Annotated in this window: 26 protein-coding genes; 13 read left to right on the top strand and 13 right to left on the bottom strand. The window is 69.9% G+C overall.

What is annotated here, in order from left to right:
- Nucleotides 1–69 precede the first annotated feature (69 nt).
- From ACWFR3_RS38615 to ACWFR3_RS38605, 3 genes are all read right to left on the bottom strand, one after another.
- Nucleotides 70–981, bottom strand: a complete 912-nt coding sequence (locus tag ACWFR3_RS38615; RefSeq protein WP_453739376.1) for an SDR family oxidoreductase — start codon at nt 979–981, stop codon at nt 70–72.
- Nucleotides 982–1,235: 254 nt separating this feature from the next.
- On the bottom strand, nt 1,236–1,889 hold the full coding sequence (locus ACWFR3_RS38610) for a class I SAM-dependent methyltransferase (protein ID WP_453739375.1): 654 nt from the start codon (nt 1,887–1,889) through the stop codon (nt 1,236–1,238).
- 206 nt (nt 1,890–2,095) lie between these two features.
- Complete coding sequence (locus ACWFR3_RS38605) at nt 2,096–2,626, bottom strand: hypothetical protein (protein WP_453739374.1); 531 nt, start codon at nt 2,624–2,626, stop codon at nt 2,096–2,098.
- On the opposite strand from ACWFR3_RS38605, the gene ACWFR3_RS38600 reads away from it, so the two are divergent.
- Together ACWFR3_RS38600 and ACWFR3_RS38595 are read left to right on the top strand one after the other, a co-directional pair.
- Entirely contained in the window at nt 2,625–3,068 is a 444-nt protein-coding gene (locus ACWFR3_RS38600) for a DUF4352 domain-containing protein (RefSeq protein ID WP_453739373.1), read from the top strand. The two genes, ACWFR3_RS38605 and ACWFR3_RS38600, sit on opposite strands and share 2 nt — an antisense overlap.
- 127 nt (nt 3,069–3,195) lie before the next feature.
- Nucleotides 3,196–4,083, top strand: a complete 888-nt coding sequence (locus ACWFR3_RS38595; RefSeq protein ID WP_453739372.1) for a DUF2268 domain-containing protein — start codon at nt 3,196–3,198, stop codon at nt 4,081–4,083.
- A gap of 5 nt (nt 4,084–4,088) precedes the next feature.
- Here ACWFR3_RS38595 and ACWFR3_RS38590 read toward each other — a convergent pair whose 3' ends face one another.
- Nucleotides 4,089–5,015 carry a LysR family transcriptional regulator gene (locus tag ACWFR3_RS38590; protein ID WP_453739371.1) on the bottom strand — a complete coding sequence of 309 codons (927 nt, stop codon included), beginning with the start codon at nt 5,013–5,015 and terminating at the stop codon, nt 4,089–4,091.
- A gap of 73 nt (nt 5,016–5,088) precedes the next feature.
- Between ACWFR3_RS38590 and ACWFR3_RS38585 the strand changes: the two genes are divergently transcribed.
- Complete coding sequence (locus ACWFR3_RS38585) at nt 5,089–6,369, top strand: MFS transporter (protein ID WP_453739370.1); 1,281 nt, start codon at nt 5,089–5,091, stop codon at nt 6,367–6,369.
- Nucleotides 6,370–6,386: 17 nt separating this feature from the next.
- Here ACWFR3_RS38585 and ACWFR3_RS38580 read toward each other — a convergent pair whose 3' ends face one another.
- Both ACWFR3_RS38580 and ACWFR3_RS38575 read right to left on the bottom strand, forming a co-directional pair.
- Complete coding sequence (locus ACWFR3_RS38580) at nt 6,387–7,817, bottom strand: sugar porter family MFS transporter (RefSeq protein ID WP_453739369.1); 1,431 nt, start codon at nt 7,815–7,817, stop codon at nt 6,387–6,389.
- Entirely contained in the window at nt 7,810–8,661 is an 852-nt protein-coding gene (locus ACWFR3_RS38575; protein ID WP_453739368.1) for a phytanoyl-CoA dioxygenase family protein, read from the bottom strand. The genes ACWFR3_RS38580 and ACWFR3_RS38575 overlap by 8 nt, the downstream gene beginning before the upstream one ends.
- 116 nt (nt 8,662–8,777) lie before the next feature.
- Between ACWFR3_RS38575 and ACWFR3_RS38570 the strand changes: the two genes are divergently transcribed.
- Nucleotides 8,778–9,782: a LacI family DNA-binding transcriptional regulator gene (locus ACWFR3_RS38570; protein ID WP_453739367.1), complete on the top strand. Its 1,005-nt coding sequence runs from the start codon at nt 8,778–8,780 to the stop codon at nt 9,780–9,782.
- A 43-nt stretch (nt 9,783–9,825) separates the two neighbouring features.
- On the opposite strand, the gene ACWFR3_RS38565 is transcribed toward ACWFR3_RS38570, so the two are convergent.
- On the bottom strand, nt 9,826–9,993 hold the full coding sequence (locus tag ACWFR3_RS38565; protein WP_453739366.1) for a hypothetical protein: 168 nt from the start codon (nt 9,991–9,993) through the stop codon (nt 9,826–9,828).
- A gap of 101 nt (nt 9,994–10,094) precedes the next feature.
- Between ACWFR3_RS38565 and ACWFR3_RS38560 the strand changes: the two genes are divergently transcribed.
- Nucleotides 10,095–10,838 (top strand): DUF998 domain-containing protein, encoded by a 744-nt coding sequence (locus ACWFR3_RS38560; RefSeq protein ID WP_453739365.1) that lies wholly within the window; start codon nt 10,095–10,097, stop codon nt 10,836–10,838.
- Here ACWFR3_RS38560 and ACWFR3_RS38555 read toward each other — a convergent pair.
- Both ACWFR3_RS38555 and ACWFR3_RS38550 read right to left on the bottom strand, forming a co-directional pair.
- Nucleotides 10,808–11,617, bottom strand: a complete 810-nt coding sequence (locus ACWFR3_RS38555; protein ID WP_453739364.1) for a hypothetical protein — start codon at nt 11,615–11,617, stop codon at nt 10,808–10,810. The genes ACWFR3_RS38560 and ACWFR3_RS38555 overlap by 31 nt on opposite strands.
- A 152-nt stretch (nt 11,618–11,769) precedes the next feature.
- Entirely contained in the window at nt 11,770–12,330 is a 561-nt protein-coding gene (locus ACWFR3_RS38550) for a hypothetical protein (RefSeq protein WP_453739363.1), read from the bottom strand.
- A gap of 143 nt (nt 12,331–12,473) precedes the next feature.
- Here ACWFR3_RS38550 and ACWFR3_RS38545 point away from each other — a divergent pair, with 143 nt between their 5' ends.
- The 6 genes from ACWFR3_RS38545 to ACWFR3_RS38520 all read left to right on the top strand — a co-directional run bounded on the left by ACWFR3_RS38545 (nt 12,474) and on the right by ACWFR3_RS38520 (nt 20,593).
- The gene (locus ACWFR3_RS38545) at nt 12,474–13,298 is read left to right on the top strand and encodes a FadR/GntR family transcriptional regulator (protein ID WP_453739362.1); all 825 of its coding nucleotides are present in this window, start codon (nt 12,474–12,476) and stop codon (nt 13,296–13,298) included.
- 220 nt (nt 13,299–13,518) lie between these two features.
- On the top strand, nt 13,519–14,835 hold the full coding sequence (locus ACWFR3_RS38540) for an ABC transporter substrate-binding protein (RefSeq protein ID WP_453739361.1): 1,317 nt from the start codon (nt 13,519–13,521) through the stop codon (nt 14,833–14,835).
- Complete coding sequence (locus tag ACWFR3_RS38535) at nt 14,835–15,797, top strand: carbohydrate ABC transporter permease (protein ID WP_453739360.1); 963 nt, start codon at nt 14,835–14,837, stop codon at nt 15,795–15,797. Before ACWFR3_RS38540 ends, ACWFR3_RS38535 begins: the two co-directional genes overlap by 1 nt.
- Nucleotides 15,794–16,666 (top strand): carbohydrate ABC transporter permease, encoded by an 873-nt coding sequence (locus ACWFR3_RS38530; protein WP_453739359.1) that lies wholly within the window; start codon nt 15,794–15,796, stop codon nt 16,664–16,666. Before ACWFR3_RS38535 ends, ACWFR3_RS38530 begins: the two co-directional genes overlap by 4 nt.
- Before the next feature lie 66 nt (nt 16,667–16,732).
- Entirely contained in the window at nt 16,733–17,947 is a 1,215-nt protein-coding gene (gene manD / locus ACWFR3_RS38525) for a D-mannonate dehydratase ManD (protein ID WP_453739358.1), read from the top strand.
- 213 nt (nt 17,948–18,160) lie between these two features.
- Entirely contained in the window at nt 18,161–20,593 is a 2,433-nt protein-coding gene (locus tag ACWFR3_RS38520; protein WP_453739357.1) for an RICIN domain-containing protein, read from the top strand.
- 100 nt (nt 20,594–20,693) lie between these two features.
- Here the strand turns inward: ACWFR3_RS38520 and ACWFR3_RS38515 are convergent, their stop codons facing one another.
- A complete protein-coding gene (locus tag ACWFR3_RS38515) occupies nt 20,694–21,587 on the bottom strand; it encodes an NADP-dependent oxidoreductase (RefSeq protein ID WP_453739356.1) in 894 nt (297 codons plus the stop codon).
- A 70-nt stretch (nt 21,588–21,657) separates the two neighbouring features.
- On the opposite strand from ACWFR3_RS38515, the gene ACWFR3_RS38510 reads away from it, so the two are divergent.
- Together ACWFR3_RS38510 and ACWFR3_RS38505 are read left to right on the top strand one after the other, a co-directional pair.
- The gene (locus ACWFR3_RS38510) at nt 21,658–22,245 is read left to right on the top strand and encodes a TetR/AcrR family transcriptional regulator (protein WP_453739355.1); all 588 of its coding nucleotides are present in this window, start codon (nt 21,658–21,660) and stop codon (nt 22,243–22,245) included.
- 166 nt (nt 22,246–22,411) lie between these two features.
- On the top strand, nt 22,412–23,278 hold the full coding sequence (locus ACWFR3_RS38505) for a LysR family transcriptional regulator (protein WP_453739354.1): 867 nt from the start codon (nt 22,412–22,414) through the stop codon (nt 23,276–23,278).
- Nucleotides 23,279–23,320: 42 nt separating this feature from the next.
- On the opposite strand, the gene ACWFR3_RS38500 is transcribed toward ACWFR3_RS38505, so the two are convergent.
- The 3 genes from ACWFR3_RS38500 to ACWFR3_RS38490 form a co-directional block, all read right to left on the bottom strand.
- A complete protein-coding gene (locus ACWFR3_RS38500) occupies nt 23,321–24,091 on the bottom strand; it encodes an oxidoreductase (protein ID WP_453739353.1) in 771 nt (256 codons plus the stop codon).
- 279 nt (nt 24,092–24,370) lie between these two features.
- Nucleotides 24,371–25,372 carry a HEAT repeat domain-containing protein gene (locus tag ACWFR3_RS38495; protein WP_453739352.1) on the bottom strand — a complete coding sequence of 334 codons (1,002 nt, stop codon included), beginning with the start codon at nt 25,370–25,372 and terminating at the stop codon, nt 24,371–24,373.
- 3 nt (nt 25,373–25,375) lie between these two features.
- Nucleotides 25,376–26,047 (bottom strand): HEAT repeat domain-containing protein, encoded by a 672-nt coding sequence (locus ACWFR3_RS38490; RefSeq protein WP_453739351.1) that lies wholly within the window; start codon nt 26,045–26,047, stop codon nt 25,376–25,378.
- Between the last annotated feature and the right edge of the window lie 192 nt (nt 26,048–26,239).

The raw sequence follows: 26,239 nt of genomic DNA, 5'->3' as shown, positions 1-26,239 counted from the left end.
CTGCTCTTGCGTGTCCAAGACTCGGCGGGACTACTGACTGCAGCTGCCAATGGGCCGCCGGAAGCGGGGTTACAGGGGTTCCCCGAGCGGCCCGTACTGCTCCTCCAAGGCGTCCGCCCAATGAGCGGACCAGTCGGGTTGGCTGCCATCCGCATCGGTGAAGCCGTACTCCTTGTACAGACCCCAGGTGGCCAGGGCTCGTCCGGTCTTGGTCATGATGCGCGGGTCCGCAGCCAGGGCGGCGACGGCTCGACCCAGGTAGGCGGGGGTCTCGGAGTGGGCGAAGTGGGGGTCCTTGGCCGCGCCGTCACGCCAGTTGGCCTCGGTGACACCGAAGCCCTCCAGCATGGCCTCCGAGCGCAGGAAGCCGGGTGTGATGGCCACCGCCGCGACGCCATGCTGCTCCAGCTCCGCGGCCTGGGCCACGGCGAGGCGGATCACGGCAGACTTCGCAAGGTCGTAGAAGAACGAGCCCCGGTACCGGGCGGTGTTGCCGTCGGTGACTTCCACCACCAGACCGCTCTTACGGGCCACCATCAACGGAAGCGCGAACCGGCTGGTGATCACATGGGTCTCCACGGCCTGGCGCAGCAGCCGCAGGCCGGTGTCGAGGTCCTGCTCCCACAAGGGGTGCTCCCAGTCGGTGAGCGGGTCGCCGCCCCACACGGAGTTGACCAGGATGTCGAGCCGGCCGTGCTGCTCTGCCGCGATCCGGTCGACCAGCGCGCGGACGTCCTGCGGGCGGCTGTGGTCGGTGCGCACGGCGATACCGGTGCCGCCGGCTGCGGTGATCTGCTCGGCGGTGTCCTCGATGGTTTCCGGGCGCTCCATGTCGGAGCGTCCGGCCCTGCTGCTGCGGCCGGTGACGTACACGGTGGCACCCGCCGCCCCGAGTGCGACGGCGATGCCCCGACCCCCGCCCCGGGTGCCTCCCGCGACCAGGGCGATCTTCCCGGCCAGCGGCTGTTCGGCGTTCGTCATTCATTCCTCCGAGACGGGGCTGTCACTGGACGGGATGTGAGATGACACGACGGCGGTGACTTCTTGCCGGATTCGTTGCGGCAGCGTGCCCTGACGGTCCAGCGCGCCGGTTCGGCCCGTACTGGCGATGATCGCCTGAACGTCCTGCACCTGGTTCCGCACCTGTTCGTACCGTGCGTGTGCGTCTTGCGCGGACTGCTTGGCCGCGGCTGCTCCCCTTCGCAATGAGCGGCACAAACACTGAGCAGCCTCCTTCAGGCGCGATGCGGCGGCTCTGCGATTCCGACGTAGCTACCGGCCATCGGCCGGACATGGGCCGACCACCCCAGCGCCGTCAGGTCGTCCGTGAGCGTCCGGGCATCGTGGAACACCTTCACGATGCGGTACTGGCTGCCGTCGTCGAGTCGGCGCAGCACTGCCGGGGACGACGAGTCGGTCGCGAGGACTTCCTCCCTTGCCACTTCAGCGGGGCCGTCGTCGATGAAGATCGCTTTGCCGCCCGGCGCGAGGGCGGCGGCGACGATGCTCCAGAATTCGGGCCACCGCGTCGGCGGGACATGGGAGAGCCAGAACGCGAAGAACACCGTGTCGTAGCGTCGTGGCGGCTGCCACTCGAACAGGTTGGCCTCGAGGAACTGCACGGCGGAGGATCCGGTGCGTTCGCGGGCGATGGCCAGTACTTCGGGTGCCGCGTCGACCGCCGTCACCGAACGCGCCCGCGTGGCGAGCCGCGGAGTCCATTGACCGGTTCCGCAGGCCAGCTCCAGCACGTCACCGGAGATAGGGAGCTCATCGACGAGGGTCAGTAACTGTTGCAGGTCTTCGCGCTCTGCATAGGGGCGGTCGTATTCGGCTGCGGCGGCCTTGTAGTAGGCCATCTGCTCCGCCATGAGCGTGTTGTCATCCATCCAGGCTCCTCTCGTGAGGGTTGGTCAGAGCAAGACACCGCCAACTCGTCGGTCGGCGTGGTCGCTGTAGACCACTGTTGGCCCTCACATCCGGGCAAGGTCAATAGTCAGGAGGAACTGCGGTCACCCTCGGGCGGATCCTTTACCGTGGCGGCCATGACAGGCCCGCCGCGCCGGAATGAGCACCACTTCGAGGCGGCGGTACCTCAGCCTTCCTCACCCTGCAGATGCAGAGGGCCGCCTATGGCCAGGTCTTCGCTGAGCTTTGCCGCCACCGCAGTGGCCAGGGGCGGGGCGTATCGGGTGGTCCATTCTTCGACGGAAGACAGGAAACCGACGAGCTGCTCCTGAACGGAACGCAGGAGCGCCGGCAACTGCGCAAGGGGCAGCAAGATGGGGATCCCTTCCCGGTCATCCCCGTCAGGCCACAAACGGACGGTCGCTCCGAGATGCTCCACGCCCGGCGTGGGATCGTGGCCCAGCCACGGCTCTTCGCCGTCCAGCAGATCAAGCCAGTCCCGCCAGTTCTCCAGGCCGTTGCAGCATCCGGGCAGTGCGGTGACTCCGGTCTCGGTGTCCCGGAGCCGTAGGCCGCCGGGAGCGACGACGCCTGCTCCGGTCGACCGAGTCCCGAGCCGGGCGGATCCTGGAGGTATGAACGGCATACGCACCTCCGCGGTCGCCCGCCTGTCGGTCGCCGCGATGACTGCATGCCTCCTGGGAGCCGGCGGCAGCATGGCCGTGGCAGCTCCTCCTTCACTGCCACCGACGGCTGATGAGGCGGGCTCCTGGGGAGACACCAAGAAGTGGGACGACGGCCTGACCGTCACCACGTGGAAGCCGACGAAGTTCACGCCCTCGGACAGTGCCGCCGGGCACGAGCCCAATAATCAGGCCGTGAAATGGCGCATCAAGGTCCACAACGGCACCGATGAGCCCTTCGACGCCGTACTGATGCAGGTATTCGTGAAGTCCGGCGAGGACGGGGAGTCGTGCCCTCGGATTTATGACTCCCAAAAGAACCTCGACGTCGGGATAGAGGGCAGCGTGTCACCGGACGCGAACGCCACCGCCGAGTTCGCCTTCGACATCCCGCGCGGTCATCTCAGCAAGGTTGACCTCGAGGTCAAACCCGACTTCGATCACGATGGCCGGCACTGGGAAGGGAAGGTGAAGTAGGCCCGGCGACCTGCTGACTCCCTGCACCACCGCTCTGGAGACTCACGGCATCCCCAGCCCTTACTGAGGGACGCAGTCCCAAAGCTGCTTGCACCTCCCGCAGCGTGAGGTCCTACGGTCTCGCGTCATGAAGATTGTTGTTCATGACACGGCGTCCGCCATGCTCGATCTCTTTCAGCGACCGCTGCAGGAGCGGCCCGACGCCCTTCGGGAAATGCTCAGTCCGCTCCAGAGCGCGATGGCCGCGGTGGGCGATGTAGACCTGGTCGAGATGCACCGCATGGGCAGTGGTTTCCGGCTCGATCGTGAGGATCCGCGCTATCTGACCGCCCTGCGCGAGATGCGGGACGCGGGGGCGTGGAACCAGATCGAGGACTCTCTCGCCGCCTCGTGGGAGCGGATCGACGCTGCGGTGCCGGGCATCAAGCACGCCGAGACCGTGCACGTCGTCCTCGTACTGGGCGATCCCGACGACAAGCACCTGACGGAGCGCAGCGCCGGGTATTTCGGTGCGGGCGGGTTCCCGGGTGCCATCCATCTGACGATGTGGCCCACCGACACGAGCCTGAAGAAGATCAGGCACGGCGCCGCGCATGAACTGCACCACAACGTGCGCTACGCGAACGTCGCCTGGAATCCGATGGCCGTCACGGTCGGGGAGTGGGTCGTCAGCGAAGGGCTTGCCGAGGCGTTCGTGCGGGAGGTGGCCGGTGAGCAGGCCATGGGGCCGTGGGCGACGGCGCTGACCGGTGCCGAACTGGACGACGCCTACGAGAAGATCACTGCGGATATCGACGTGGCCGGGATGGAGAAGCTGACTGCGTACGTACTCGGTGATGCCACCGCACAGCTCATGGGGCAGCAGCCCGTGGGGTTGCCGGACTTCGCCGGATACGTGGCCGGTGTGCGGATCGTGGATGCCCACTTGGCGGCCTCCGGTCTGACCGCCGCTGAGAGCACCGCTCTGTCGGCGCGCGAGATCCTCCTCAACGCGGGCGTGTCGACCGAAGTGTGACCTCGCTAGATGCGGTCGGCCGTTCCCGGCAGTGTCTCGGTCGCGGTCGCCGTAATGATCTCGACCGCGTGCTGGAGGCGCGGGATGTCACGGGCGCCGAGGCGTGTGACGGCCGTGATGCGGCGGGCCGGGGCCGGCTCCCCGCGCAGCGGGATGCGTATGACCGGTGAGTCCTCGCGCAGCCGGGCCAGGCGTGGCACGAGGATCACTCCGAAGCCGTGAGCGACCAAGGCGGTGCCCGTGTCCCACTCATCGGCGTGGTGGGCGATGTCGGGGGTGAAGCCGGCGCTCAGGCAGGCTGCGAGTACGAGTTGGTGGTACGTCGTGCCCGGGGTTCCCACGATCCAGGGCTCCCTGGCGGCGTCGGCGAGGGTGACGTGCCGTCGGCGGGCCAGGGGGTGGTCTTGTGAGACGACCAGGTCCAACGGGTCGTCCAGGAGCGGCTGTTGGTCGAAGCGGTGGTCTGTCATGGGGGGTGAGTCCGCCGTGACGACGAGCAGTGCGAGGTCGGCTTCCTCGGAGAGCAGCAGGTCGAAGCAGCGGTCGGGCTCGGCTTCGATGATGCGGACGGCCAGGCCGGGGTGGGCCTGGCGGAGGGAGGCTGCCGCCGGGGGCAGGAGTCTGCTGGCGGCCGTAGAGAAGCCGCACAGGGTCAGCTGGCCGGGGTGCTGGGCGTCGGCGGTCGCCAGCTCGGCGCGGGCCAGTTCCCACTGTTCCCGCAGGCGCTCGGTGTGCCGCAGCAGGATGCGGGCGGCGTTCGTCAGCCGGATGCCGCGCCCCTGCTGCACCACGAGCTGTACGCCCACGTCGGCGCCGAGCTGGCGCAGTTGGTAGGAGACGGCGGACGGCGTGAGGTGGAGGGCTTGGGCCGCGCCGGTCACGGTGCCGTGTTCGGCGACCAGCTGCAGCACCCGGAGTCGAGAATCGATCATGAAACTATTTTGCATGATCCGCTTCATAAATGTTTGATTTTCTTTGCGGCTTGGGCGCAGCACACTGAACACCGTGACTGACCTGAGTGCTTCGGCCCGCAGCGACCGGCAAGCGGTGCGAACCGCCGCGCTTCTGGTGATGGTGCTGACCCTGGGCGCCTATCTGCCCAGCCCTCTCTACCCCGACTACCAGCGGCTCTTCGGGTACGGCGACCTGGGTACGACGTTGCTGTTCGCCACGTTCGCGCTCGTCAGCGGACCTGCCCTGCTGCTGTGCGGACCTGCGGCGGACGTGCTCGGCCACCGGCCCGTGCTCCGCCTGAGCCTCCTGCTCGCCGCGGCCGGCTCCTGCTGCTTCCTGGTGGCCGACGACATCGGCTGGCTCTTCGCCGGGCGCATCGGCCAGGCACTCGCCCTGGGTGCCGCCACCGGCGCGGCCCAGGCACTCATCACCCGGCACCTCGGCCCGGCGGCCCGCATCGGCGGCCCGCTCCTGGTCAGCCTGGTCTTCGCCGCGGGCACGGCGGTCGGCCCTGCCGTCGGCGGGCTGCTCGCCCAGTACGGCCCCGGCCCCCTCGTCACGCCCTACCTGCTGCACCTGTCCGTGCTGGTGTGGGTGTGGCTTCGCCTGCGCCGGGTCACGCCCGGGCAGGCGGCGACGCGCGGTGCGATGCGGCGCTGGCGCCCCTCCCGTCCGCACATCCCGCGCGCCGCCCGGCGGCTGTTCGCCGTCGCAGGGCTCAACGGGTTTCTGGCGTGGGCCGTCCTGGGCATCTACCTGGCCCTGCTGCCGTCACTCCTGGCGCACACCCCGCACGGCGACAACCCTGCTCTCGCGGGCGGCGTCCTGGCCATGATCCTTCTGTGTTCCGTCCTGACCCAGCTCGCCGCCGCCAACTGCGCCGCCCGTACGGCCCAGTTCGTCGGCATCGCCATCCTGACCGCAAGCCTGATTCTGCTGGCCGCCACCGGAGCGGTGTCGCTCCCGGCCACGCTGGGCTCCGCGCTGCTGGCCGGTACGGGCCACGGGTGCGCCTACAGCGGCGCCGCCAGGGCCGTGGACGCACGGACACCGGCCGAACACCGCGCCGGAGTCGGCTCCGCGCTCTATCTCCTCTTCTACCTCGGGTCCGGAATGCCTGCCGTCGTCATCGGGCTGCTGACCACACAGATGGCGTTGCCCACGGCTGTCACCCAACTCAGCTGGGCGGCGGCCGCTCTTGGCGCCCTCGCGCTGGCGGCCACCTCCGCGCTCGCTGCCGAGGAGCGAGCCGGCGAGAGGCTGGTGCGACCCGAGTGGGCCGGTCTGGGAGACTCAACGGCAGTGAACTACCCCTCGGAAGTGCTGCGTTGATCCCGTCCGCGGGACCGTCACTTCTTCTCCAGCGCCCTGCGGAAGCCGAGCGGGCTGTGCAGTGCCTGCTCGATGCTCTCCAGACTCTTGCCCTTCGTCTCCGGCACCTTCAGCGCCACGAAGATGATGCAGGCGACGTTCATCAGCGCGTAGAAGAGGAAGGTGCCCGAGCGGCCGATGGCGTTGATGGCCGTCAGGGCGGTCATGGCGATGAGGAGGTCGAAGCCCCACAAGGACAGGGTGGCCAGGCTGGTGGCCGAGCCGCGCACGCTCAGCGGCAGGATCTCCGGGCCGATCAGCCAGACGACGGCTTGCATCCCCACGCCGTTGAACAGGATGTACGCGAACAGCGAGATGATCACGGTCCAGCGTTGTGCGGCGGACTCCGTGGAGGTGCTGAAGGCGAGCGCGAGCACCCCCATGGCCAGTGCCGAGCCGGGCAGGAACCACAGCATCGTGCGCCGCCGCCCCGCCTTGTCGACCGCGATGGCGCCCACCACTCCCGCCACGACGAGCATGGCGCCGATCCCGATGCCGGTCAGCAGCGATACCGAGTCGCCGAAGCCCGCGTCGTTCAGGATCGTCGGCGCGTAGTAGACGATGGCGTTGATCCCGGTGAGCTGGGAGAAGGCCGCGATGCCCACCGCGATCAGGAGGGCCGGGCGCAGCCACCGCTGACGCAGCTGCCGCCAATTTCCGCCTTCCGATGTGGCGTTGGTGGTAACTGCGGCGATCTCGGCCGCTTCCGCCGTCACGTCCGCTCCGGCGGGGCGAAGCCGTCGCAGCGTACGCACCGCGTCCTCGGTACGGTTCTGCGCGATGAGCCAGCGCGGGCTCTCCGGCAGGAACATCATGCCGGCCGCCAGGGCCACGGCGGGGATGACGGCGAGCGCGAACATGACGCGCCAGTCGCCGTTGCCGGACAGGGCCCAGCCGCAGAGATACGCGATGAGCTGGCCGATGGCGACCATCAGCTGGAAGAGCACCATGAGCCGGCCGCGCACGGCCGCCGGAGCCAGTTCCGCGATATAGACGGGCACCATGTTCGAGGCGCCGCCCACCGCGAGGCCGAGCACGAAGCGGGCGGCGATCAGTGTCGTCACGTCCGGGGCGAGCGCGGCCGCCACCGCACCGACGGCGAAGATCACCGCGACGGTCGCCACGACCTTGCGCCGTCCGTGCCGGACCGCGGTGCGCCCCGAGACCAGCGCCCCCACCATCGCGCCGAGCAGGATGACGCTGACGACGATCTCCTGTTCGCGCGAGGAGAGGTCGAGGTCGTCGCGCAGGTGCAGCAGGGCGCCGGAGATGATGCCGGTGTCGTAGCCGAAGAGCAGGCCGCCGAGGGCCGAGACGGCGGCGACGGCGTAGACCAGCATCGGCGGACGCCCCGTGCCCGTGGGGAGGGCCGAGGAGGAGCGGTCGGCCGTCAGAGTCCCCTCAGGCATCGCCCATGACCAGACCCTCGATGGTGTGCTTCTGGGTGATGGGCGTCAGTTCCCCGACCACCGGGCAGTCCAGGTGGCGGCGCACCCGCTCCGGCAGCGTCTCCCGGTAGGCCCGCGTGATCGCGGTGTCGTGGCGGTCGGCGTTGTCGGCGCCGGGGCCGTCGAGGCCGAGTACGAGGACGGGCCGCGCCTTGGCCGACTCGTTCTTGGTGCCGCGGTGGATGGTCAGGGCGGTGCGGGCCGATATGTCGCCGCGCTGGGGGTACTTGCGCACCGAGCGCTCCTCGTAGCGGCAAAAGCGTTCGCGGGGCGGGAACATCCCGTGCTTGAAGTCGGGTTCGTCGTCCCACTGGGTGCCCGGCGCGATCTCGAAGGGGCCCATGTCCTCGGCGGTGTCGACCGCGGTGACGTTGAAGGCCAGGGAGGTGAGGCGGCGCTCGGTGCGCGTCGCGTGCGGGCTGGGGAAGTCGCGGTGCCAGGGCTGGTTCACCGCGCCTTCCAGCGGTATGTCGAAGCCGAGTTCGACGATGCGGTAGTCGGGGCCGAGGACGGCGGTGGCCACCGACCGGACCCAGGGGTGATCGACCAGGTCGACGAATCCCCGCAGCTGCTCGGGGTGGATCTCCACGTAGTAGCGGTGGGGGCCCCGGCCCACGGCGCCGTCGGGCCGGGAGCGCGCCTCCTGGTAGGCGGCCTCGATGTCCTCGCGCAGCCGGTCGGCCCACTCCTTGGTGAACGCTCCCTTCCGCGCGGTGATGCCGTCCGTGTACAGGTTCGCCACGTCCTGCGTCACGTCGACGTCCAGGTCAGCGGGGCGGACGCCGGGAAATGCGGACACAGTCATCCTCTTGCCTCCTTGCAAGCAGAGCTTCCGCCCCTACATTGCATCGTTGAATGCAACGTTGCAATACCCTTCGGGGTACCCCCTTCGTAAACGGTGTCCCATGAAAGGATGACGTGGTGAGCAGTCGTCTGAAGGATGTGGCCGCCCGAGCCGGCGTCTCCGTGCGCACCGTCTCGAACGTCGTCAGCGGAGCCGCCTCCGTGGCGCCCGAGACCCGTGAGCGCGTCCAGGAGGCGATCGACGAACTGGGCTACAGCCCCAACCTCGCTGCCCGCAGCCTGCGCGCAGGACGCACCGGCATCATCGGCCTGGCCATCCCCGAACTGCACTCGCCGTACTTCGGCGAACTCGCAGGCCTCCTGGTGCAGGAAGCCCAGCGCCGCTCCTGGACCGTGATCATCGACCAGACCGGGGGCGACGCCGACGCCGAACGCCGGCTGCTCGCCCGGGGCGGCGGACGCGTGGTCGACGGCCTCATCATCAGCCCCTGGGCACTGGACCCGGCCGAACTCGCCGCGACCGCGCCCGCCGTGCCCCTCGTCCTGCTCGGCGAGCGCAGTCCGCAAGGGGCGGCGGACCGCGTCGCCGTCGACAACATCACGGCCGCCGACGAAGCCACTAGCCACCTGATCGGACTCGGCCGACGGCACATCGCCGCCATCGGCCTGCAGCCCCACCTGCACAACGGCACCGCCCGGCTGCGCACCGAGGGATACCGCCGCGCGCTGGACCGCGCCGGACTTCCTCAACTCCCCGACGCCCAGCGCCCCGTCGCCGCACTGCACCGGGCCGACGGCGCCAAGGCCATGGCCGAACTCCTCGACGGAGCGACCGCCCCCGACGCCGTGTTCGCCTTCAGCGACGAACTCGCCCTGGGCGCCCTGCACGTGGCACACGAACGAGGCCTGCGGGTGCCCGAGGACCTGGCGATCGTCGGGTTCGACGACATCGAGGACGGCCGCTACAGCCACCCGCCGCTGACCACCATCGCCCCGGACAAGCAGCAGATCGCCGAACGGTCCCTGCAGTGCCTGGCGGACCGCATATACAGCCCGGACAACGCCGTGCCTCCGCAGGAACTGATCGTGCCGCATCGTTTGGTGCGGCGCGGCACGACCTGAGTGCGGGCCGGCTTTCGCGCCTGACCCCGCCTTTCGGGGGTTCTCAGTCCAACTGTGCCCGCAGCCGCCGTACGTTCGCTGCCACATCCCCCTTGGTCAGATCGCTGCCGATGCTCACCGTGAACGCCCCCGCGGCCAGCCACTCGCCCGCGTCGTCAAGCGTGACGCCGCCGGTGGCCATGACGCGGGCGCCGGGCAGGACGGACAGCACCGACTGGACGCAGACGGAACCCCGGTCGGGGGCTTCCCCTACCCCTGGTCCGGGGGGCCGTCGGAGTGCTGGGGCAGAGCGCCTCATGATCCGCTGTACGCATGGAAATTGAGCGCACAGAGACGGCAAATCTGAGGGCCCGGATCGGGTACGCGGCGTGGATCGTGGGTGTCGTGCAGTTCTTCGTCATCCACGGGATCGCCGAGTCGGCCTGGGCGAAACCGTACAGCTGGGCGCGGTACAACATCAGTGACTTGGGTAATGCGCACTGCGCGATCCAGGCGGACCCCGAGGCCCGGTATGTGTGCTCTCCCGAACACGGCCTTATGAACGGGGCGTTCGTCGTCCTGGGGGCTCTGCTCGTCGTGGGAGTGGCCCTGACGGGTGCCGGTCTGTGGCGCAGAGGTGCGGCCGCGATCGCGGCCCGGTTGCTGCTGGCCGCCGGCGGAGTGGGCTTCATCTTGGCGGGCCTCGCCCCTGCGGACGTGAACGAGAACCAGCACGTCCTGGGTGCCCTGCTCATCATGTGCCTGGGCAACATCGGCCTGTGCCTGGCGGGACGTGGCTACGCAGCCGCCGTTCCTCGCCGACTGCGCTGGGCGACCAGCCTGCTGGGTGTGGCCGCGCTCGTGGCCCTGGGTCTCTTCCTCTCCCGTAACTACCTCGGGTTGGGCATGGGAGGCATGGAAAGGGTCGCCGCATTCCCCCTGCTGGCGTGGGTGCTGGTGGCCGGTGTCCTGGGGCTGACCCACCAGGCCGGGCTGAACCGCCGGGCCGGGCTGAACCGCCGGGCCGGGCTGACCCGCCCGACCGCCTACGTGTCGAGCGGCACGAAGAGCACGTAATACCGCTCCAGGCCCGACATCGACTTCATCCAGTCCTGCGCCTCGGCAGCGGCGGCCCGGCGTTCTGCCGAGTCGGCGCGGCCGTGCGCGTAGATGTGGACGCGGTAGGTCTTGGCGGGGTCGAGGTGCAGTTCCGATGGCCGCAGGTCCATGTCGGCCGATATCCCCTGGAGGGGGTACCCGCCGTCACTGACGGCCATGACGCCCTTGTGGACCGGGTGGTAGTCGGACGTCGACAGAAGCTGCCAGCCGTCTTCCTCCGGGGCGGCGGCGCGGTCGGTCATCTTCAGTGTCACGTGGGCAGTGTGGTTCTGCACGCGGCTGACGACGGTGATCTGACCGGGGTGGCGCGTTACCTTCTTGGCCAGGTAGTCCGGTTCCGGAAGGTCGGGTTCGGGGCCTTGTTCGACGATGTAGAAACGGCTCCGGTCGATCCGCACATCCCAGCTGAGCTGTCTCTTGCGTTCTTCTTCCATGACGGCATCCACGCGCCGCAGTGCGTCATGGCACTCGGCCGGCACGGCCCGTATGGAAAGCTCCGCGGTTCCGCTCGGCGGAGGCGTGATGGCTTTGGACACCAGATCGGCCCTGGCGCGGTCGATACTGTCGGCCACCTCCGCGTCGCAGTCGGCGGGGACAGCTGACGCGGTGCTGTCGTCGGCGAAGAACGCGTGATCAGCTGTCAGTCCTGCGCCGACGATCAGCACGAGCGCGGCAGTGCTCAGGACCGGTCTCGCGTGCCACCCGTGCAGAGCCCCGCTTCTCGCCGTTCTGTTCACGCTCGGTGGGTCCTCTCACATCACCACCGCGCTGCCGTCCGAGGCGGGGGTTGTTGGCTGACGGTCAGTTCCGTCACGGGGTTTCTTACATGCCGTCGGCAGCCGCTTGCAAGATCGGCCGAGGGAGCTGACGGGATGGTGTGCGTCGGCCCTTACGGGCTCTGGTCGCGTTCCGTGATCCCGAGGTCGGCACGCATGATGCGGCGCATGCCCCACAGGGGATCCCACAGCTGGTCCATGCTCTGCCGGGCGGAGGCCAGGTTCTCGCCCGGTCGTGCGGTGCCGCCATCGAGACGCATGAGCAGGCCGTAGAGATTGCCGAGGTGGCGATTGGCCGTGCTGGCCGCCTCCGCCACCGTGTCGGGCAGCACCATCTGGGCCTCGGCGTGACGCATCCGGTGCTCCCGGCGGGCCCGCTCCAGGTCCGATCGCAGCTCCTCGGTCACCTCATGGCTTTCCAAGGCGTGGAGGACCTTCGTCATCACGTTGGCCAGGTCGCGCGTACCGGCGCTGAGGGTGGCGTAGCACGTGCGCCGCGCCTCGAGCTGACCCTGGCGCGTGTTGTATTCGCGCTCGTCCTGCTGGAGTTGCCTGGTGTGCTCCAGCTCGCGGGCCCTGGCGCGGTCGGCGCTGCGTTGCGTGATGACGGCGGCGGCGAGTGTGCCGCCGATGCCGAGGACCGCGATCACGATCTGACTGACTGAGCTGTCCATGCTGCCCCCGGCTTCGGTCGGCTCGCGGGGACTGTACCCGCGCTGCCGTGCCTGGTGTCCGGCTGCCGCACCTTGTGTCGGGGCCGGGGTGCGCGCACCCCGCGCGGTGATCAACACTTTGGGGTGGGTTGTACGCTGCGGGGATGCAGCCGTCCGCTTCCTCGCCTTCGCCGCAGTCCGCACAGCCGGGTCGTCTTTCCGAACCCGCTGAGCGCGGTCTGCTGACGGAGCGGATCGCGCGTCAGCTGGAACACGAGATCCGGTCCGGTGAGATCGAGGTCGGGGCGAAGTTGCCCTCCGAGCGTGAGCTGGCTGCCCAGTTCGGCTCCAGTCGCAATGTCGTGCGCGAGGTGCTGCGGCGGCTCGAGGCGCAGCACCTCATCGAGGTCGCGCCGGGGCGTGGTTCCTTCGTGCGTGAGCAGAGCTCGGGGCAGGCCAGGGGGTATGACGCGCTGTACCGCGCCGGGCGCCCGACGGTCCGTCAGCTCATCGAGGCACGGCTTCCGTTGGAGGTGGAGATGGTCCGTCTGGCGACCAGGCATGCCTCGGACGACGACATCGCCGTGATGCGCGGCGCGCGTGATGCCCTGGAGTCGGCCACGGATGTCGTGGTCAAGGCGCAGGCGGACATGGAGTTCCATGACGCGATTGCGGTGGCGAGCAAGAATCCCGTGCTGCGGATCATGCTGTCGTCGATCAGCGGGATGATGTTCGAGATGATGCTCCGCTCGAACTCGGACCCCTCGATCGGGGAACCCGGGGTGCCGCATCACCCGGAGATCTTCGAGGCGATCGAGGCGCGGGACGAGGAACTCGCGGCCACGCGGATGCGCGAGCACCTGATGCTGGGTCTGCGTACGTACGGGGCGGACCTCGATGTGCAGGTGGACATCATGGCGCGCAACCACATCGAGACGCTGCTGGGGCAGGCGGAGGTCCGGCGGACGGGCGGCCGGGCGGGGGAGTAGCTGTCCCGCTGGTAGTGACCGGGCGTGGTCAAGCGCAGCCCGGGTCGGCGTGACCGTTCTGTTGTGTGGATCTTTCTCGCAGGGTCTGTTCGGGAGCGTTCGCATCCTGCTACGGTCCCGTCAGACTCAACTGGTCCTACCAGTTGGACCAGTGGTTCGGGAGACGCAGAAACCCACCGGGGCACACGCCGGAACACCCATCACAGAGACGAGGACAACGATGTCCACGAGGAGCCAGCTGTTGAGCCGGCGCTCCTTCGGCAGGCTGGCCGCAGGGGCGGCGGGCGCCGTCGGCGCGGGGGCGATGAGCGCCTGTTCGCCGCAGGGCGCCAAGGCCCCGGCCGACAGCCCGCTGCGCATCATGGCGATCAACCACGTGTGGTCGCAGGCGATCAAGAAGCGGACCAAGGAGTTCGAGGAGCGCATCGGGCGCCGGGTCTCGATGACCCTGCTCACCGCCGACCAGCTGTCGAGCAGCTACAACGTCAAGCTCAACGCCTCGGGCACCGACGTGGACGTCATGATGGTGCGCGCCCTGCAGGAGCAGCTGGTCTTCGCGCACAACGACTGGCTCGCCGACCTGACCGACCGCGTCGAGGGCGACAAGGAGTTCGCCTGGGCGGACTTCCAGAAGGCCCCGCGCGAGGCCTCCGTGGCCGACGGCAAGGTGCTGAGCGTCCCGGTGGTGACCGAACGCCCCACGCTGTACTACCGCAAGGACCTCGTCGACGGGCCGCCGCGCACCCTGGACGCCCTGATGTCCTCCGCGCTGGAACTCACGGACAAGGAGAAGGGGTTCTACGGCTACGTCGGGCGCGGGCAGCGCAGCGGCGCGGTGTCCCAGTGGTCCAGCTTCCTGTACTCGCACGGCGGTGACTTCCTCGTCGAGGGCAAGTCCGGCATCGGCAGCCGCGAGGCACTGGCCGCCTACGAGTACTACGGCGGGCTGCTCGGCAGGGCGGGGCCGCCGGGAGCGACCAACATGAGCCTGGAACAGGCCATGCCGATCTTCGCGCAGGGCAAGGCCGCGTTCTACATAGACGCCGACGCGATCTACAGCAGCTTCCTCGACCCGAAGGTCGCCACCAAGGGCGTACGCGAGTCCGTCGGCTTCGCGCCCTTCCCCGCGGGCCCAGCCGGCGCCAAGCCGCACAACATCCCGTCCTGGAGCCTGGGCATCAACAAGTTCTCCCTCCTGCGCGACGACGCCTGGGAGTTCATCAGGTGGGCCGCGGGGCCGGACATGTCCGCCGCCCTCCAGTCCGACGGCATCCCCGGCGCCCGCAGCTCCGTATGGGACGACCCCCGCACGCTCGCCGCCTTCCCCAAGGACCTCGCCGAGTCGATGCGGCTCAACGCCGAGCGCGGTCTGGGCTACGACCGGCCGCGGGTCCTGCAGGTGGGCCGGGCCAGAGACATCGTCGGCCGTCCGCTGGTCGCGTCGATCCTCGGCCAGTCCGTACGGCCCGTCGCGCGCGACGCCGACGCGGAGTTCGCCGATTTCCTCGTACGCGACAACCGCCACAAGGAGTCCTGATGGCCGCCACCGAGGTCTCCCCGGCCCGTACCGACACCCCGCCCCCCGACAGGACCCCGCGCCGCACCCGGCCGCCGCGCACCTTCGAGCAGGCCAACCGGCGGCTGAAGTGGACGATGCTCGCCCCGGCCCTGCTCTTCGTCGGCCTGATGATCGTCTTCCCGCTGGCCTTCACCCTCAACCTGAGCCTGACCGACGCCTTCGGCGCGGTGAACGCCGACAAGCGCCACATCGGTCTGCAGAACTTCACCGACGCGCTCGGTGATGCCCGCCGCTTCTGGCCCGCCGCGCGCCGCACCCTCGTCTTCACCGTCGGCGCCGTGGTCCTGGAGACGGTCCTGGGACTCGCGCTCGCGATGCTCATGCGCAAGCCGTTTCGCGGCATGCGCCTGGTGCGCACCGTCCTGATCATCCCGCTGCTCGCCACCCCCGTGGCGATCGGCGTCCTGTGGCTGCTGATCCTCGACCCCACCAACGGCATCGCCAACCACCTGCTCGAGGGCATCGGCCTGCCCCGCCAGGAGTTCCTCGGCTCGGTGAGCCAGTCCCTGCCGATGCTGATGCTCATCGACGTATGGCAGTGGACGCCGATGATGACATTGCTGCTCCTCGCGGGCCTGACCACGCTGCCCGAGGAGCCCGAGGAAGCCGCGCTCGTCGACGGCGCGAACGCCTGGCAGCGCTTCCGCTACGTCATCCTGCCGATGCTCGGCCCCACCCTCGCCACGGCCCTGGTCCTGCGCGCCGTCGACGCCCTGAAGACCTTCGACATCCTCTACGCCACCAAGGGTGCGGGCGGCGGCTCCGACTTCGAGGCCGAGACCCTCAACGTCTACGCCTACGGACTGACCTTCGACTACCAGGAGTACGGCCTGGCCGCCGCCGTCCTGGTCCTGTTCACGCTGTTCATCATCGGTGTCGTGGTCCTGCTGCGCCGCCGCGGCGGAAGGAAGACCGCATGAGTGCCACCGCCACCCCCGCCACTCCCGCCGCCGGGCCGCCTCTGACGCCCGCCGCCCGCGGCCGCCGGAAGTGGACCTGGCTGCGCGGCACGGCCATCACCCTGGTCACCCTGGTCTTCGCGCTGCCCCTGGTGTGGATGTTCGCCGCCGCGTTCAAGACCAACGTGCAGGTCACCGACCCGAGCGTGGGGCTGTGGTTCAAGCCCACCCTGGACAACTTCCGCAGCATCGTGGAGGCCGGGCAGATCGTGCGCTCCATGGGCAACTCCCTGCTGGTGGGGGTGGTGTCCACGGTGCTCTCCGCCGTCATCGCCGTGCCCGCCGCATGGGCTGTGGGCCGCTTCGGGATGCACCGCACCGGCTCGCTGATCCTCGTCGCCCGCATCGTTCCGGCGATCTCGCTGCTCGTGCCCTGGTACTACCTGTTCGCGCAGATGGGGCTCGTCGGCTCCTACACCGTCCTGGTGCTCAGCCACATGTTCGTCTCCGTGCCGCTGATCATGTGGATCATGATCAGCTTCTTCGCCGGTCTTCCGGTCGAGCTCGAAGAAGCCGCCCGCACCGACGGACTGAGCGCGTTCGGAGCGTTCTGGCGCATCTCGCTGCCCCTTGCCGCACCCGGCACCGCGACCGCCTCGCTCCTCGCGTTCGTCTTCAGCTGGAACAACTTCATGTTCGCCCTGGTCTTCGCCGACGACCGCACCCAGACGGTGCCGGTGACCCTCTTCAACTTCATCTCGTACGCGAGTACCGACTGGGGCGGCCTGATGGCCGCCGCCACCCTCATCACCGTCCCCGTCGTCATCGCCGCCGTCGTCGGACAGAAGTACCTGGTGGCGGGCCTGACTTCGGGCGCCACCAAGGGCTGAGCGAGCCCCCCTCTCACGCCGATCACCACCCCCATCACCACCCCCTGCACCGGAAAGAGCTCCTGTATGAAGATCGTCGACGCGAAGGTCGTCGTCACAAGCCCGGGCCGCAACTTCGTCACCCTGAAGCTGACGACCGACGACGGCCTCACCGGACTCGGCGACGCCACCCTCAACGGCCGGGAACTCGCCGTCGTCAGCTATCTGACCGACCACGTCGCGCCCCTGCTCATCGGCCGCGACCCGCACCGGATCGAGGACACCTGGCAGTACCTCTACCGCGGCGCCTACTGGCGGCGCGGCCCGGTCACCATGGCCGCGATCGCCGCCGTCGACGTCGCCCTGTGGGACATCAAGGCGAAGGCCGCGGGCCTGCCGCTCTACCAGCTCCTGGGCGGCGCGAGCCGCGAGCGCGTGCGCACCTACGGGCACGCCAACGGCCGCGACATCCCCGAACTCCTGGACTCCGTGCGGGCCCGGCTCGCCGAGGGCTACCAGGCGGTGCGCGTCCAGTCGGGCATCCCCGGCCTGAAGGCCGTCTACGGCGTGCACAGCACCGACGACGAGGGCGATCCGGTCCTGCACCAGCAGGCCCGCCCCCTGGTGGAGGACTGGGACACCGACGCCTACCTGCGCCACACGCCCACCGTCTTCGAGGCGGTCCGTGCGGAGTTCGGCGCCGAGCTCCCGCTGCTGCACGACGCCCACCACCGGCTGAGCCCGATACAGGCGGCCCGGCTCGGCAAGGACCTGGAGCCCTACCGCCCGTTCTGGCTGGAGGACTGCACCCCGGCCGAGAACCAGGAGGCCCTGCGCCTGGTGCGCCGCAACACCACCACGCCGCTCGCCATCGGCGAGGTCTTCAACACCGTGCACGACTACCAGGCCCTGATCACCGAGCAGTTGATCGACTACGTGCGCTCGGCGGTGACCCACTTCGGAGGTGTCACACCGCTGCGCAAGCTCTTCGACTTCGCCGCGCAGTACCAGATCAAGAGCGCGGTGCACGGACCCGAGGACATCTCCCCGGTGGGCATGGCGGCAGCCCTCCACCTGGACCTCGCCGTGCACAACTTCGGGATCCAGGAGTACTCGGGCCACACCGCCCTGACCGACGAGGTCTTCCGGCACGCCTACACGTTCGCCGACGGCCACCTGCACCCGGGCGAGGCCCCCGGCATCGGTGTGGAACTGGACGAGGCGCTCGCGGCCGCCCACCCCTACGAGGCGGCCTATCTGCCGGTGAACCGCCTGCAGGACGGAAGCGTGCACGACTGGTGAGCAGCAGGGGGAGGGGCGGCTCACCCGTCCCTCCCATCCGCCTTTCCCATCCGTCCCTTCCTGCCCCCTGGACAATCCCGTCACCGGGTGCTGGGATGCCAACTGCCTCTGATGCACACGCTGTTGAGCTCTCGCACACCACGGTTTTCCAACGTTGTAAAGCAGTCTGTACGGCTGCCACCAGCGAAAACGGACAACGACGGGACGGTACTCATGACGCAGCTCGGCCGACGCCACTTCCTCCTGAACTCCGGCGCCCTCACCCTGGGAGCGGCCGGCGCAATGACCGCCCTCAGCGGCCCCACCGCCCACGCGGCGGCCCCGGCACGCGGCGGTCTCTACGGCCCCAGCGCCGCACCGCTTGCCCCCACCGCGTTCCAGAAGCTCCCGCTGGGCAGCGTCACCGCGCGCGGCTGGCTGCGCGGACAGCTCGACCTCCTGCTCGGCGGCCTCTTCGGGCGCTACGCGGACATCTCCCACTTCCTGAAGTTCGACGACTCCGGCTGGGTGCACCCCGACAAGGTCGGATGGGAGGAAGTGACGTACTGGCTGCGCGGATACGTCGACCTCGCCGCCCTCACCGGGGATCGCACCGCCCTGGCGGAGAGCCGCCGCTGGATCGACGCGATCCTCGCCACCCAGGAAGCGGACGGGTTCTTCGGCCCGAAAAGACTGCGCACCTCCCTGAACGGCGGCCCCGACTTCTGGCCCTACCTGCCGCTCCTGCAGGCGCTGCGCTCCCACGAGGAGTTCACCGGGGACCAGCGCATCGAGCCGTTCATGATGCGCTTCATGCGGTTCATGAACGCCCAGGGGCCCGGCGCCTTCGACTCCAGCTGGGTCTCCAAGCGCTGGGGCGACGGCCTCGACGTCGCCTTCTGGCTCTACAACCGCACCGGCGAGAACTTCCTGCTCGACCTCACCGACAAGATGCACACCCACGGCGTGGACTGGGCCGGCGGCGTCGCCGACTGGCACAACGTCAACGTGGCGCAGGGCTTCCGCGAGCCCGCCCAGTACGCGCTGCGCTCGGGCAAGGCGGACCACACCCGGGCGACGTATCGCAACTACGCGACCGCGATCGGCACCTACGGCCAGTTCCCGGGCGGCGGCTTCGCGGGGGACGAGAACGCGCGCCCCGGCTTCGGCGACCCCCGCCAGGGCTTCGAGACCTGCGGCACCGTCGAGTTCATGGCCAGCCACGAGCTGCTCACCCGTATCACCGGCGACCCGGTCTGGGCCGACCTGTGCGAGGAACTGGCCTTCAACATGCTGCCCGCGTCGACCGACCCCGCCGGATCGGGCATCCACTACGTCACCAGCGCCAACAGCGTCGACCTCGACAACACCCGCAAGACGCAGGGGCAGTTCCAGAACGGCTTCGCGATGCAGTCCTTCCAGCCCGGCGTCGACCAGTACCGCTGCTGCCCGCACAACTACGGCATGGGCTGGCCCTACTTCACCGAGGAGCTGTGGCTCGCCACGCCGGACCGCGGCCTGGCGGCGGCGATGTACGCACCGTGCCGGGTCACGGCGAAGGTCGCCGACGGCACCTCCGTCACGATCACCGAGGACACCGACTACCCCTTCAAGGAGACCGTCACCCTCACCCTGGCCCTGGACAAGGCGGTGCGCTTCCCGCTGCGGCTGCGCATACCCGGCTGGTGCACCGGCCCGCAGCTCTCCGTCAACGGACGCCGGGTGCAGGCCCCGGCCGACGGACCGGCCTTCGCCGAGATCGAGCGGACCTGGCGCAACGGCGACCGGGTCACGCTGCGGCTGCCGCAGGCCACCACGGTGCGCACCTGGAAGAGCGGCGCGGTCAGCGTCGACCGCGGCCCCCTGACGTACTCCCTGCGCATCGGCGAGTCCTACGAGCGCTACGAGGGCACCGACGCCTTCCCGCACCAGGCGGTGCACGCGACCACCCCGTGGAACTACGCGCTGGCCCCCGACCCGAAGGACGACCTGACCTTCAGCGCCGACTCCGGCCCGCTGACCGGCGACCCGTTCACGCACGAGGACGTCCCCGTGCGCATCCGGGCCCGCGCCCGGCGCCTGGAGCAGTGGGTCGCGGACGACGAGCACGTGGTGGCCCCGCTCCAGCAGAGCCCGGCGCGCGCCACCGGCGCGCAAGAGGAGGTGACCCTCATCCCCATGGGCGCGGCCCGCCTGCGCGTCACCGCGTTCCCCACGGCGAGCCCCGACGGCCGCCCCTGGACGCCCGAGCCGGCCTACCGCCGGATCGAGAACCGGCACAGCGGCAAGATCCTCGCGGTCGACGGCATGTCCCTGGACGACGGCGGACGCGTGGTCCAGTTCGACAACTCCGGTACGGGCGATCACGCGTGGCAGCTCATCGACCGGGGCCAGGGCCGCTACACCCTGCGCAACGGCTACAGCGGCAAGGTCCTTGGCATCGAAGGGGCATCAACGGCCAACTCCGCGAAGTCCGTTCAGTTCACCGACAGCGGAGCGGCGCATCTGCGCTGGGAGAGGGTCGACAAGGGCGACGGCTGGTTCCTGCTCCGCAACACCCACAGCGGCAAGGTCCTGGGAGTGGACGGCATGTCGACGTCCAACAGCGCACAGGTCGTGCAGTTCGAGGACAACGGCACGGCCGACCATCTGTGGCGGCTGGTCTGACACCTGCCTTCTGCCGCCGGTGCCGCCCGCGCCTGTGTGCCCGGGCGGCACCGGCCGCGGTTCGGGCTCCGCGCGGCTGCTCGCTGCGGAGCCGAGACGGTCAGATGATCACGACGCGGCGACCGCGTGTGTGACCGGCCTGGCTGTCGATGTGCGCCGCCGCGGCGTCGGCGAGCGTGTACGACTTCTCGACCGGGATGTGCAGCTTGCCCCGCGCGATGAGGCCGACGGTCTCGGCGAGCGCGTCCGGCACGCTCGCGGCCACGCCGGAGAAGCGGACGCCGAGCTCGGGTGCGGCGAGATCGGCGGTGGTGATGACCTTCTGCGGGTCCCCGGTCAGTTCGACGAGTTCGCGGATCACGCCCGAGCCGGCGAGATCGAGGGCCGCGTCGATGCGGCCGAGCTGCCGTACCCGCCCGACCAGGCCCTTGCCGTAGGTCGTGGCGATGGCGCCCAGGCTTCGCAGGTAGTCCTGGTTCGCGGCGCCTGCCGTGCCGATCACGGTGATGCCGCGGTCGCGGGCGACCTGAAGGACGGCCGAGCCGACGCCCCCGGACGCACCGCTGACCAGCAGCGTCTGGCCGGGCCGCACACCGACCTCGCGGATGATGCGCAGCGCGGTCTCCATCACGGAGGGGTATCCGGCCGCCTCTTCGAACGTCAACCCTTCGGGCATCCGGGCCCAGGCCCCCAGTACGGCGAACTCGGCGTAGGTGCTGTGGCCTTCACCGAAGACGTGGTCGCCGATCTCGACCCCGTCGACTCCCTCGCCGACCTCGTCCACCACTCCGGCGGCATCCAGGCCGACTCCGGAGGGCAGTTCGGTCGGATGGGCGCCCAGGATCTGGCCTTCGCGGATCCTCCAGTCGACGGGGTTCACGCCCGCCGCCCGCACGGCGATGCGTATCTGACCTGGGGCCGCGTGGGGCTCCTCGGCGTCTATGAGGTGCAGGACATCGGGGCCGCCGAACTCGGCGAAGCTCACTTTCTTCATGCGGCCGACCGTAGCACTAACGGTTAGTGTTTCGAAACGGTTAGGGTTTTGTACCTGATAGCGTCGGGGCATGATCGAGCCGTCCGGACGCCGTGAGCGCAAGAAGGCCGCGACCCGCCAGAAGATCGCCGACACCGCCCTGCGGCTCTTCCTGGAACGCGGCTACGACGCGGTGGGCATCCGTGACGTGGCCGCCGAAGCGGACGTGGCCGTCACCACGGTCTTCTCCCACTTCGCCGGCAAAGAGGCCCTGGTGTTCGAGCTGGACGAAGACTTCGAGCAACGCCTCGCGCGGGCGGTCACCGACCGGGCGCCGCACGATCCGCTCATCCCCGCACTGCGCCACGAGATCCAGGCCCTGGTGCGCCATTGCACGGCGGAGGGCGCCGACCCGCTCTGGCGCATGATCGACGCATCACCTGCCCTGCGGCAGTACGAGGAGTCGATGCGGCTGCGCCATGCGCAGTCACTCGCGGCGGCCATCGCCGCCGATCTCGGTCTGCCGCCGGACGCCACGTCCTGCCGCGCCATCGCCCGGTTCGCGATCGACGCCTTCTCGCTGGCCCGCGAGGCGGATGATCCGGAGGCCGTGGTGGACGAGGTCTTCCGGATGATCGAGGCGGCCTGGGAGGTCGCCGCACCAGCCCGGCGTGCGTGAGGCCGGCGGGCGGGCGCCCGCGGCGTCAGCCTGATCGCCGGGGGCCGGAATAGCCGGGGGATGAAATAACGGGAGTGCGCACCCTCTTGACCATGACAGCGACGGCAACGGAGTGGAGCGCGATCCGCCCCGGGCAGCGGTCCGCCGCAGAGAGGGGACGGGAGCGATGAGCCTTCGTCAGTTCGAGTACGCCCTGGCCGTGGCCGAGGAAGGCTCGGTGACGGCGGCGGCTGAGCTGCTGCACGTCGCCCAGCCGTCGGTGTCCCAGCAGATCCGCGGCCTGGAGCGCGACCTCGGCGTGAAACTGTTCGCCCGCACGCCCAGCGGCCTTGTGCCCACCGTGGTCGGCCGCGCGTTCCTGCGGGAGGCGGAGGTCGCGGTGAGGGCATCGCGGCGGGCGAGGGCGACGGCGCAGGCCGGCGCCGACGAGCTGGTGGGCGAGCTGGTGGTCTCGGTGCAGATGGGCTTCGGCGCACGGCAGTTGCCGGGCGCCCTTGGTGCGCTGCGCCGCCGCTGTCCGCGCCTGGAGGTCACCGTCTTCGAGGAGCCGAGCTCCGCCGAGTTGGAACAGCTGGGCCGCCGCGGCGTGCTGGACCTCGCCCTGATGGCGGCGTGCGAGCAGAGCCCCGACGACGCCCACCACCTCGGCGACGAGGAGTTCGTCGTGGTCCTTGCCGCCGGGCACCCGCAGCTCGCCGCGGACCGCGTCGAGCTGCGCGCACTTCAGGGCGAGCCGTGGGTGAGGTTCGACCGCGACAGCGCGCTCGACGCCGTGCTCCTGAACCTGCTGCGGGACAGTGACCTGGCCCCGACCACGGCCGCCCGTGTCTCCCAGACGGCCACGGCCGTGCGCTGGGCCGCCCAAGGTCTCGGGGCCACGCTCGTCCCGGCCTCCGCGGTGCCCCACGGGCACGAGCACCTCGTACGCCCGGTGTTCCCGGCGGTGTCCCAGCCCGTCATCGCCGTGCTGCGGCAGGACGCGGGCCCGGCGGAGACGGCTCTGCTCGAACTCCTGCGTGAAGAAGAATGGTGAATTCCCGTCACCCGGAATGAACGGGCCGGAATTCCGCTCCGGTCAGCCCCTGGTGAATTCACCGCCGTCCACGACGAGATTGCTTCCGGTCAGCCAGCTCGCCCGCTCGGACATGAGAAACAGGACGGCGTCAGCGATGTCGTCGGGCAGGCCGTCGCGCCCCAGCGGGGGAGCGGTGGTGTCCTGACCCGGCCCTGAGTCGATGAGCGCCCACTGCTCGCGCGTCGCCTCGCCGCCGGGAGTGGCGGTTCTGCCGGGAGAGACGGTGTTGACCCGCACTCCGTGCGGGGCCAGCTCCGCGGCCAGTCCCCGGCTGTAGTTCTCCAGCGCCGCCTTCGCCGCCGTGTAGTGCAGGAACGGCGGTGGCGTGAGGGGGTTCGCGGCCGAGGAGACGTGCACGATCACCCCGGAACGCTGCTCGCGCATCCCCGGCGCGAGCAGCGCGTCAAGGCGCACCGCCGCAAGGAAGTTCAGGTCAAGGGCGTCCTGCCACTCCTCGTCGGGGATGGCCGAAGCGCTCTTGTGCGGGCGTGCGCCGCCGGCGTTGTGGACCAGGAGGTCCACCCCGCCGAGCACCTCCCGCGCCCTCGCGGCCAGCGCCTGCGCACCGGCCCGCGTCCGCACGTCGGCCGCCACGAAGGCGGCCCCCTGCGGCACCGTGCTCGTCGCCGACCTGGCGGTGGTGAGCACCTCGGCACCCGCGTCCAGGAGTTGGCGCACGAGGGCCGCTCCGATCCCGCGAGAACCGCCTGTGACCAGGGCCCGCTTTCCCGCGAATTCCTGCTTTTCTGATCCGTTCTTGCTCGTGGGCATGCCACTGGTCCTCTCGGTCGCGTCTTGTCCGCTCGATGGAATAAGGGCCGACGTGTGCAGAGCGCGAATCTTCGGAAGAATCGCGGTGAATGGTGGGCCCCTTGGCGAGCTGTTTCACGGTACGTACGGAAAAGAGCGAGAGGCAAAGACGAAAAGCCAGCAGGTGGTATAGGGAAAGCCTATCCAGGGCAGGGTCGTTGGGCGCCGGGGCAGGGTGACTCGGCGGTACGTGGCACCGGACGAGGCAGCCCGGGTCAAGCGGTGAGGCGCAATCTGCCGCTACTCGGCGCGCAGCTGAAGAAGGTACGTCGCCGTCACCGCGACGGCACGGTCCCGGTCGTGCGACAGCTCCATGAGGGCGCGGGCCGTCCTGGTTCCGGGGATGCCCGCCAGCGCCTGGGTCAGCCGTCTGCGCGCAGGGGCCTCTGTCGTGTCGTGGGCGAGGCGTGCCACGAGCGTGGTCGCGAGCTGGTCCGCCCTGGCGGTGTCGCTCGCCAGCACGCTCAGCGCATCGGCCGCATCGGTGTCGTTCCGCCCTTCCACGATCATGTCGACAAGCGTCGGGACCGCGTCGGCCTCTCCGCGTGTCCCCAGTGTCAGCGCCGCATACCCGCGCACCACGGCGTCGGGGTGCTCCAGGGCCTTCCGCAGCCGTGCGGCAGCCTCGTCGCCGGGCATTTCGGCGAGCGACTGCACGGCGCGTTCCCGTACGGCGGCCACCGGTGAGTCAAGGCCCTGCGCCAGCAGCACCGGAGCGTCCTCGCCCGAGCGCGCGAGAGCCCATCGAAGGGCCCCGGCGACGTTCGGATCCGTCTCGCTGAGAGCGGCCTCGACCAGGGCCTCCACCGGCACCGGCATCTCGTCGCCCGAGGACAGGGCGGCACGCTGGCGCGCGTCGGCGTTCTTCGAGCCCAGGGCCTGGAGCAGTGCGACGACCTGGAGGACGTCCTCCCAGCCGGCGGGGCCCGCGGCATCGATACGGCGCAGCCGCGTGAGCAACTCGGTCTCGGCCGCGATGCGTTGGCGCGTCTGCACGATGAGGTCGCCGACGAGCGCCGACGGCGTGAAGCCGGAGTCGTCGAGCGCGCGCCCGATCTCCCGCAGCGAAAGCCCCAGCGACCGCAGGCTCTCGATGTGGAAGATCCGCCGGATGTCCTCCCCGGAGTACTCCCGGTACCCGGAGGCGCTGCGGCCGGAGGGCCGCACCAGGCCGAGCGACTCGTAGTGCCTGAGCATGCGGGCACTGACCCCGGACCGTCGCGCCACCTCACCGATCAACACGCCCTATTGTCCCTCGCGGCCCGACCCGCCGAGGGCCACGACGCGCTTGGCCTCCTCGATCGCGAACTCGAACCCGGTCTCCGGATCGCGCAGCAGCCGTTGCGTCGCCAGCGCGTGCGCGTGCACCCGCGGGTCGGGATTCGTCGTTGCCGTATGCAGGGCCGGCACGATCACTTCGCCCAGTGCGATCAGGGCCCGGCTGAGACTCAGTTGCGTCTCCCGCTCACCGCGCCCCAGCTGTGTCGCCAGCGTCGTGGCCAGGGCGGACTCCTCGCCTTCCGGTACGAGCAGGACCGCGGCCCGCCAGGCGCTGCGGGCCACCTCGTCGTCGGTGTCGGCAAGCAGCGCCCGTGTGATCGCCGGCCACGCCCGCCGGTCGCCGATCTTGGACAGGGTGTGCAGCGCCTGGCTCCTGGCCTGCGCCCGCTCCGAGCGGAGCTCGCGGAGCAGCCCGGGAAGCGTCACGGACACCGGGTGGCGGGTGAACGCCCAGGTCAGCATGTCGCGGACGAAGAACTCGGGCTCGACCGCGCACCGCTCGATGAGCTTGTCGACGTAGCGCGGGTCAGGCGTCGTGCCGACCGCCAGCGCGGCCCGCAACCGCACCGACGCACTCTCGTCCTCCAGCGCCCGGAGCTCTTGTAGGTCCTGCGTGTCCTGTCTTGTGATCGTCATGGAGACCACCTCCTTGGCGAGCAGTGAAGACCTTGTCACCGTGTCAAGGTCAAACAGGGGCCGCGCCGGCGCGGTGTGCTCGCGCCCCCGGGGGTGGACCCCCCACACCCCCGGGGGAGACCCCCGGGGTTTTGGGGTTAGCCCCAAAACCGGAGCGCACCCGCACAAGACGAGCCGACCATAGCCCGGGAA

Source organism: Streptomyces sp. NPDC055189, assembly GCF_053606765.1.
The sequence above is the reverse complement of the archived record's forward strand: the minus strand, read 5'-3'. Positions and strand labels throughout refer to the sequence as shown.

Bases quoted from the DNA above. Each gene is read 5' to 3' on its own strand.
- ACWFR3_RS38615 (WP_453739376.1), bottom strand. From the start codon at position 981: ATGACGAACGCCGAACAGCCGCTGGCCGGGAAGATCGCCCTGGTCGCG.
- ACWFR3_RS38610 (WP_453739375.1), bottom strand. From the start codon at position 1,889: ATGGATGACAACACGCTCATGGCGGAGCAGATGGCCTACTACAAGGCC.
- ACWFR3_RS38600 (WP_453739373.1), top strand. From the start codon at position 2,625: ATGGCCGTGGCAGCTCCTCCTTCACTGCCACCGACGGCTGATGAGGCG.
- ACWFR3_RS38605 (WP_453739374.1), bottom strand. From the start codon at position 2,626: ATGCTGCCGCCGGCTCCCAGGAGGCATGCAGTCATCGCGGCGACCGAC.
- ACWFR3_RS38595 (WP_453739372.1), top strand. From the start codon at position 3,196: ATGAAGATTGTTGTTCATGACACGGCGTCCGCCATGCTCGATCTCTTT.
- ACWFR3_RS38590 (WP_453739371.1), bottom strand. From the start codon at position 5,015: ATGATCGATTCTCGACTCCGGGTGCTGCAGCTGGTCGCCGAACACGGC.
- ACWFR3_RS38580 (WP_453739369.1), bottom strand. From the start codon at position 7,817: ATGCCTGAGGGGACTCTGACGGCCGACCGCTCCTCCTCGGCCCTCCCC.
- ACWFR3_RS38575 (WP_453739368.1), bottom strand. From the start codon at position 8,661: ATGACTGTGTCCGCATTTCCCGGCGTCCGCCCCGCTGACCTGGACGTC.
- ACWFR3_RS38560 (WP_453739365.1), top strand. From the start codon at position 10,095: ATGGAAATTGAGCGCACAGAGACGGCAAATCTGAGGGCCCGGATCGGG.
- ACWFR3_RS38550 (WP_453739363.1), bottom strand. From the start codon at position 12,330: ATGGACAGCTCAGTCAGTCAGATCGTGATCGCGGTCCTCGGCATCGGC.
- ACWFR3_RS38545 (WP_453739362.1), top strand. From the start codon at position 12,474: ATGCAGCCGTCCGCTTCCTCGCCTTCGCCGCAGTCCGCACAGCCGGGT.
- ACWFR3_RS38540 (WP_453739361.1), top strand. From the start codon at position 13,519: ATGTCCACGAGGAGCCAGCTGTTGAGCCGGCGCTCCTTCGGCAGGCTG.
- ACWFR3_RS38535 (WP_453739360.1), top strand. From the start codon at position 14,835: ATGGCCGCCACCGAGGTCTCCCCGGCCCGTACCGACACCCCGCCCCCC.
- ACWFR3_RS38530 (WP_453739359.1), top strand. From the start codon at position 15,794: ATGAGTGCCACCGCCACCCCCGCCACTCCCGCCGCCGGGCCGCCTCTG.
- manD (WP_453739358.1), top strand. From the start codon at position 16,733: ATGAAGATCGTCGACGCGAAGGTCGTCGTCACAAGCCCGGGCCGCAAC.
- ACWFR3_RS38520 (WP_453739357.1), top strand. From the start codon at position 18,161: ATGACGCAGCTCGGCCGACGCCACTTCCTCCTGAACTCCGGCGCCCTC.
- ACWFR3_RS38515 (WP_453739356.1), bottom strand. From the start codon at position 21,587: ATGAAGAAAGTGAGCTTCGCCGAGTTCGGCGGCCCCGATGTCCTGCAC.
- ACWFR3_RS38510 (WP_453739355.1), top strand. From the start codon at position 21,658: ATGATCGAGCCGTCCGGACGCCGTGAGCGCAAGAAGGCCGCGACCCGC.
- ACWFR3_RS38505 (WP_453739354.1), top strand. From the start codon at position 22,412: ATGAGCCTTCGTCAGTTCGAGTACGCCCTGGCCGTGGCCGAGGAAGGC.
- ACWFR3_RS38500 (WP_453739353.1), bottom strand. From the start codon at position 24,091: ATGCCCACGAGCAAGAACGGATCAGAAAAGCAGGAATTCGCGGGAAAG.
- ACWFR3_RS38490 (WP_453739351.1), bottom strand. From the start codon at position 26,047: ATGACGATCACAAGACAGGACACGCAGGACCTACAAGAGCTCCGGGCG.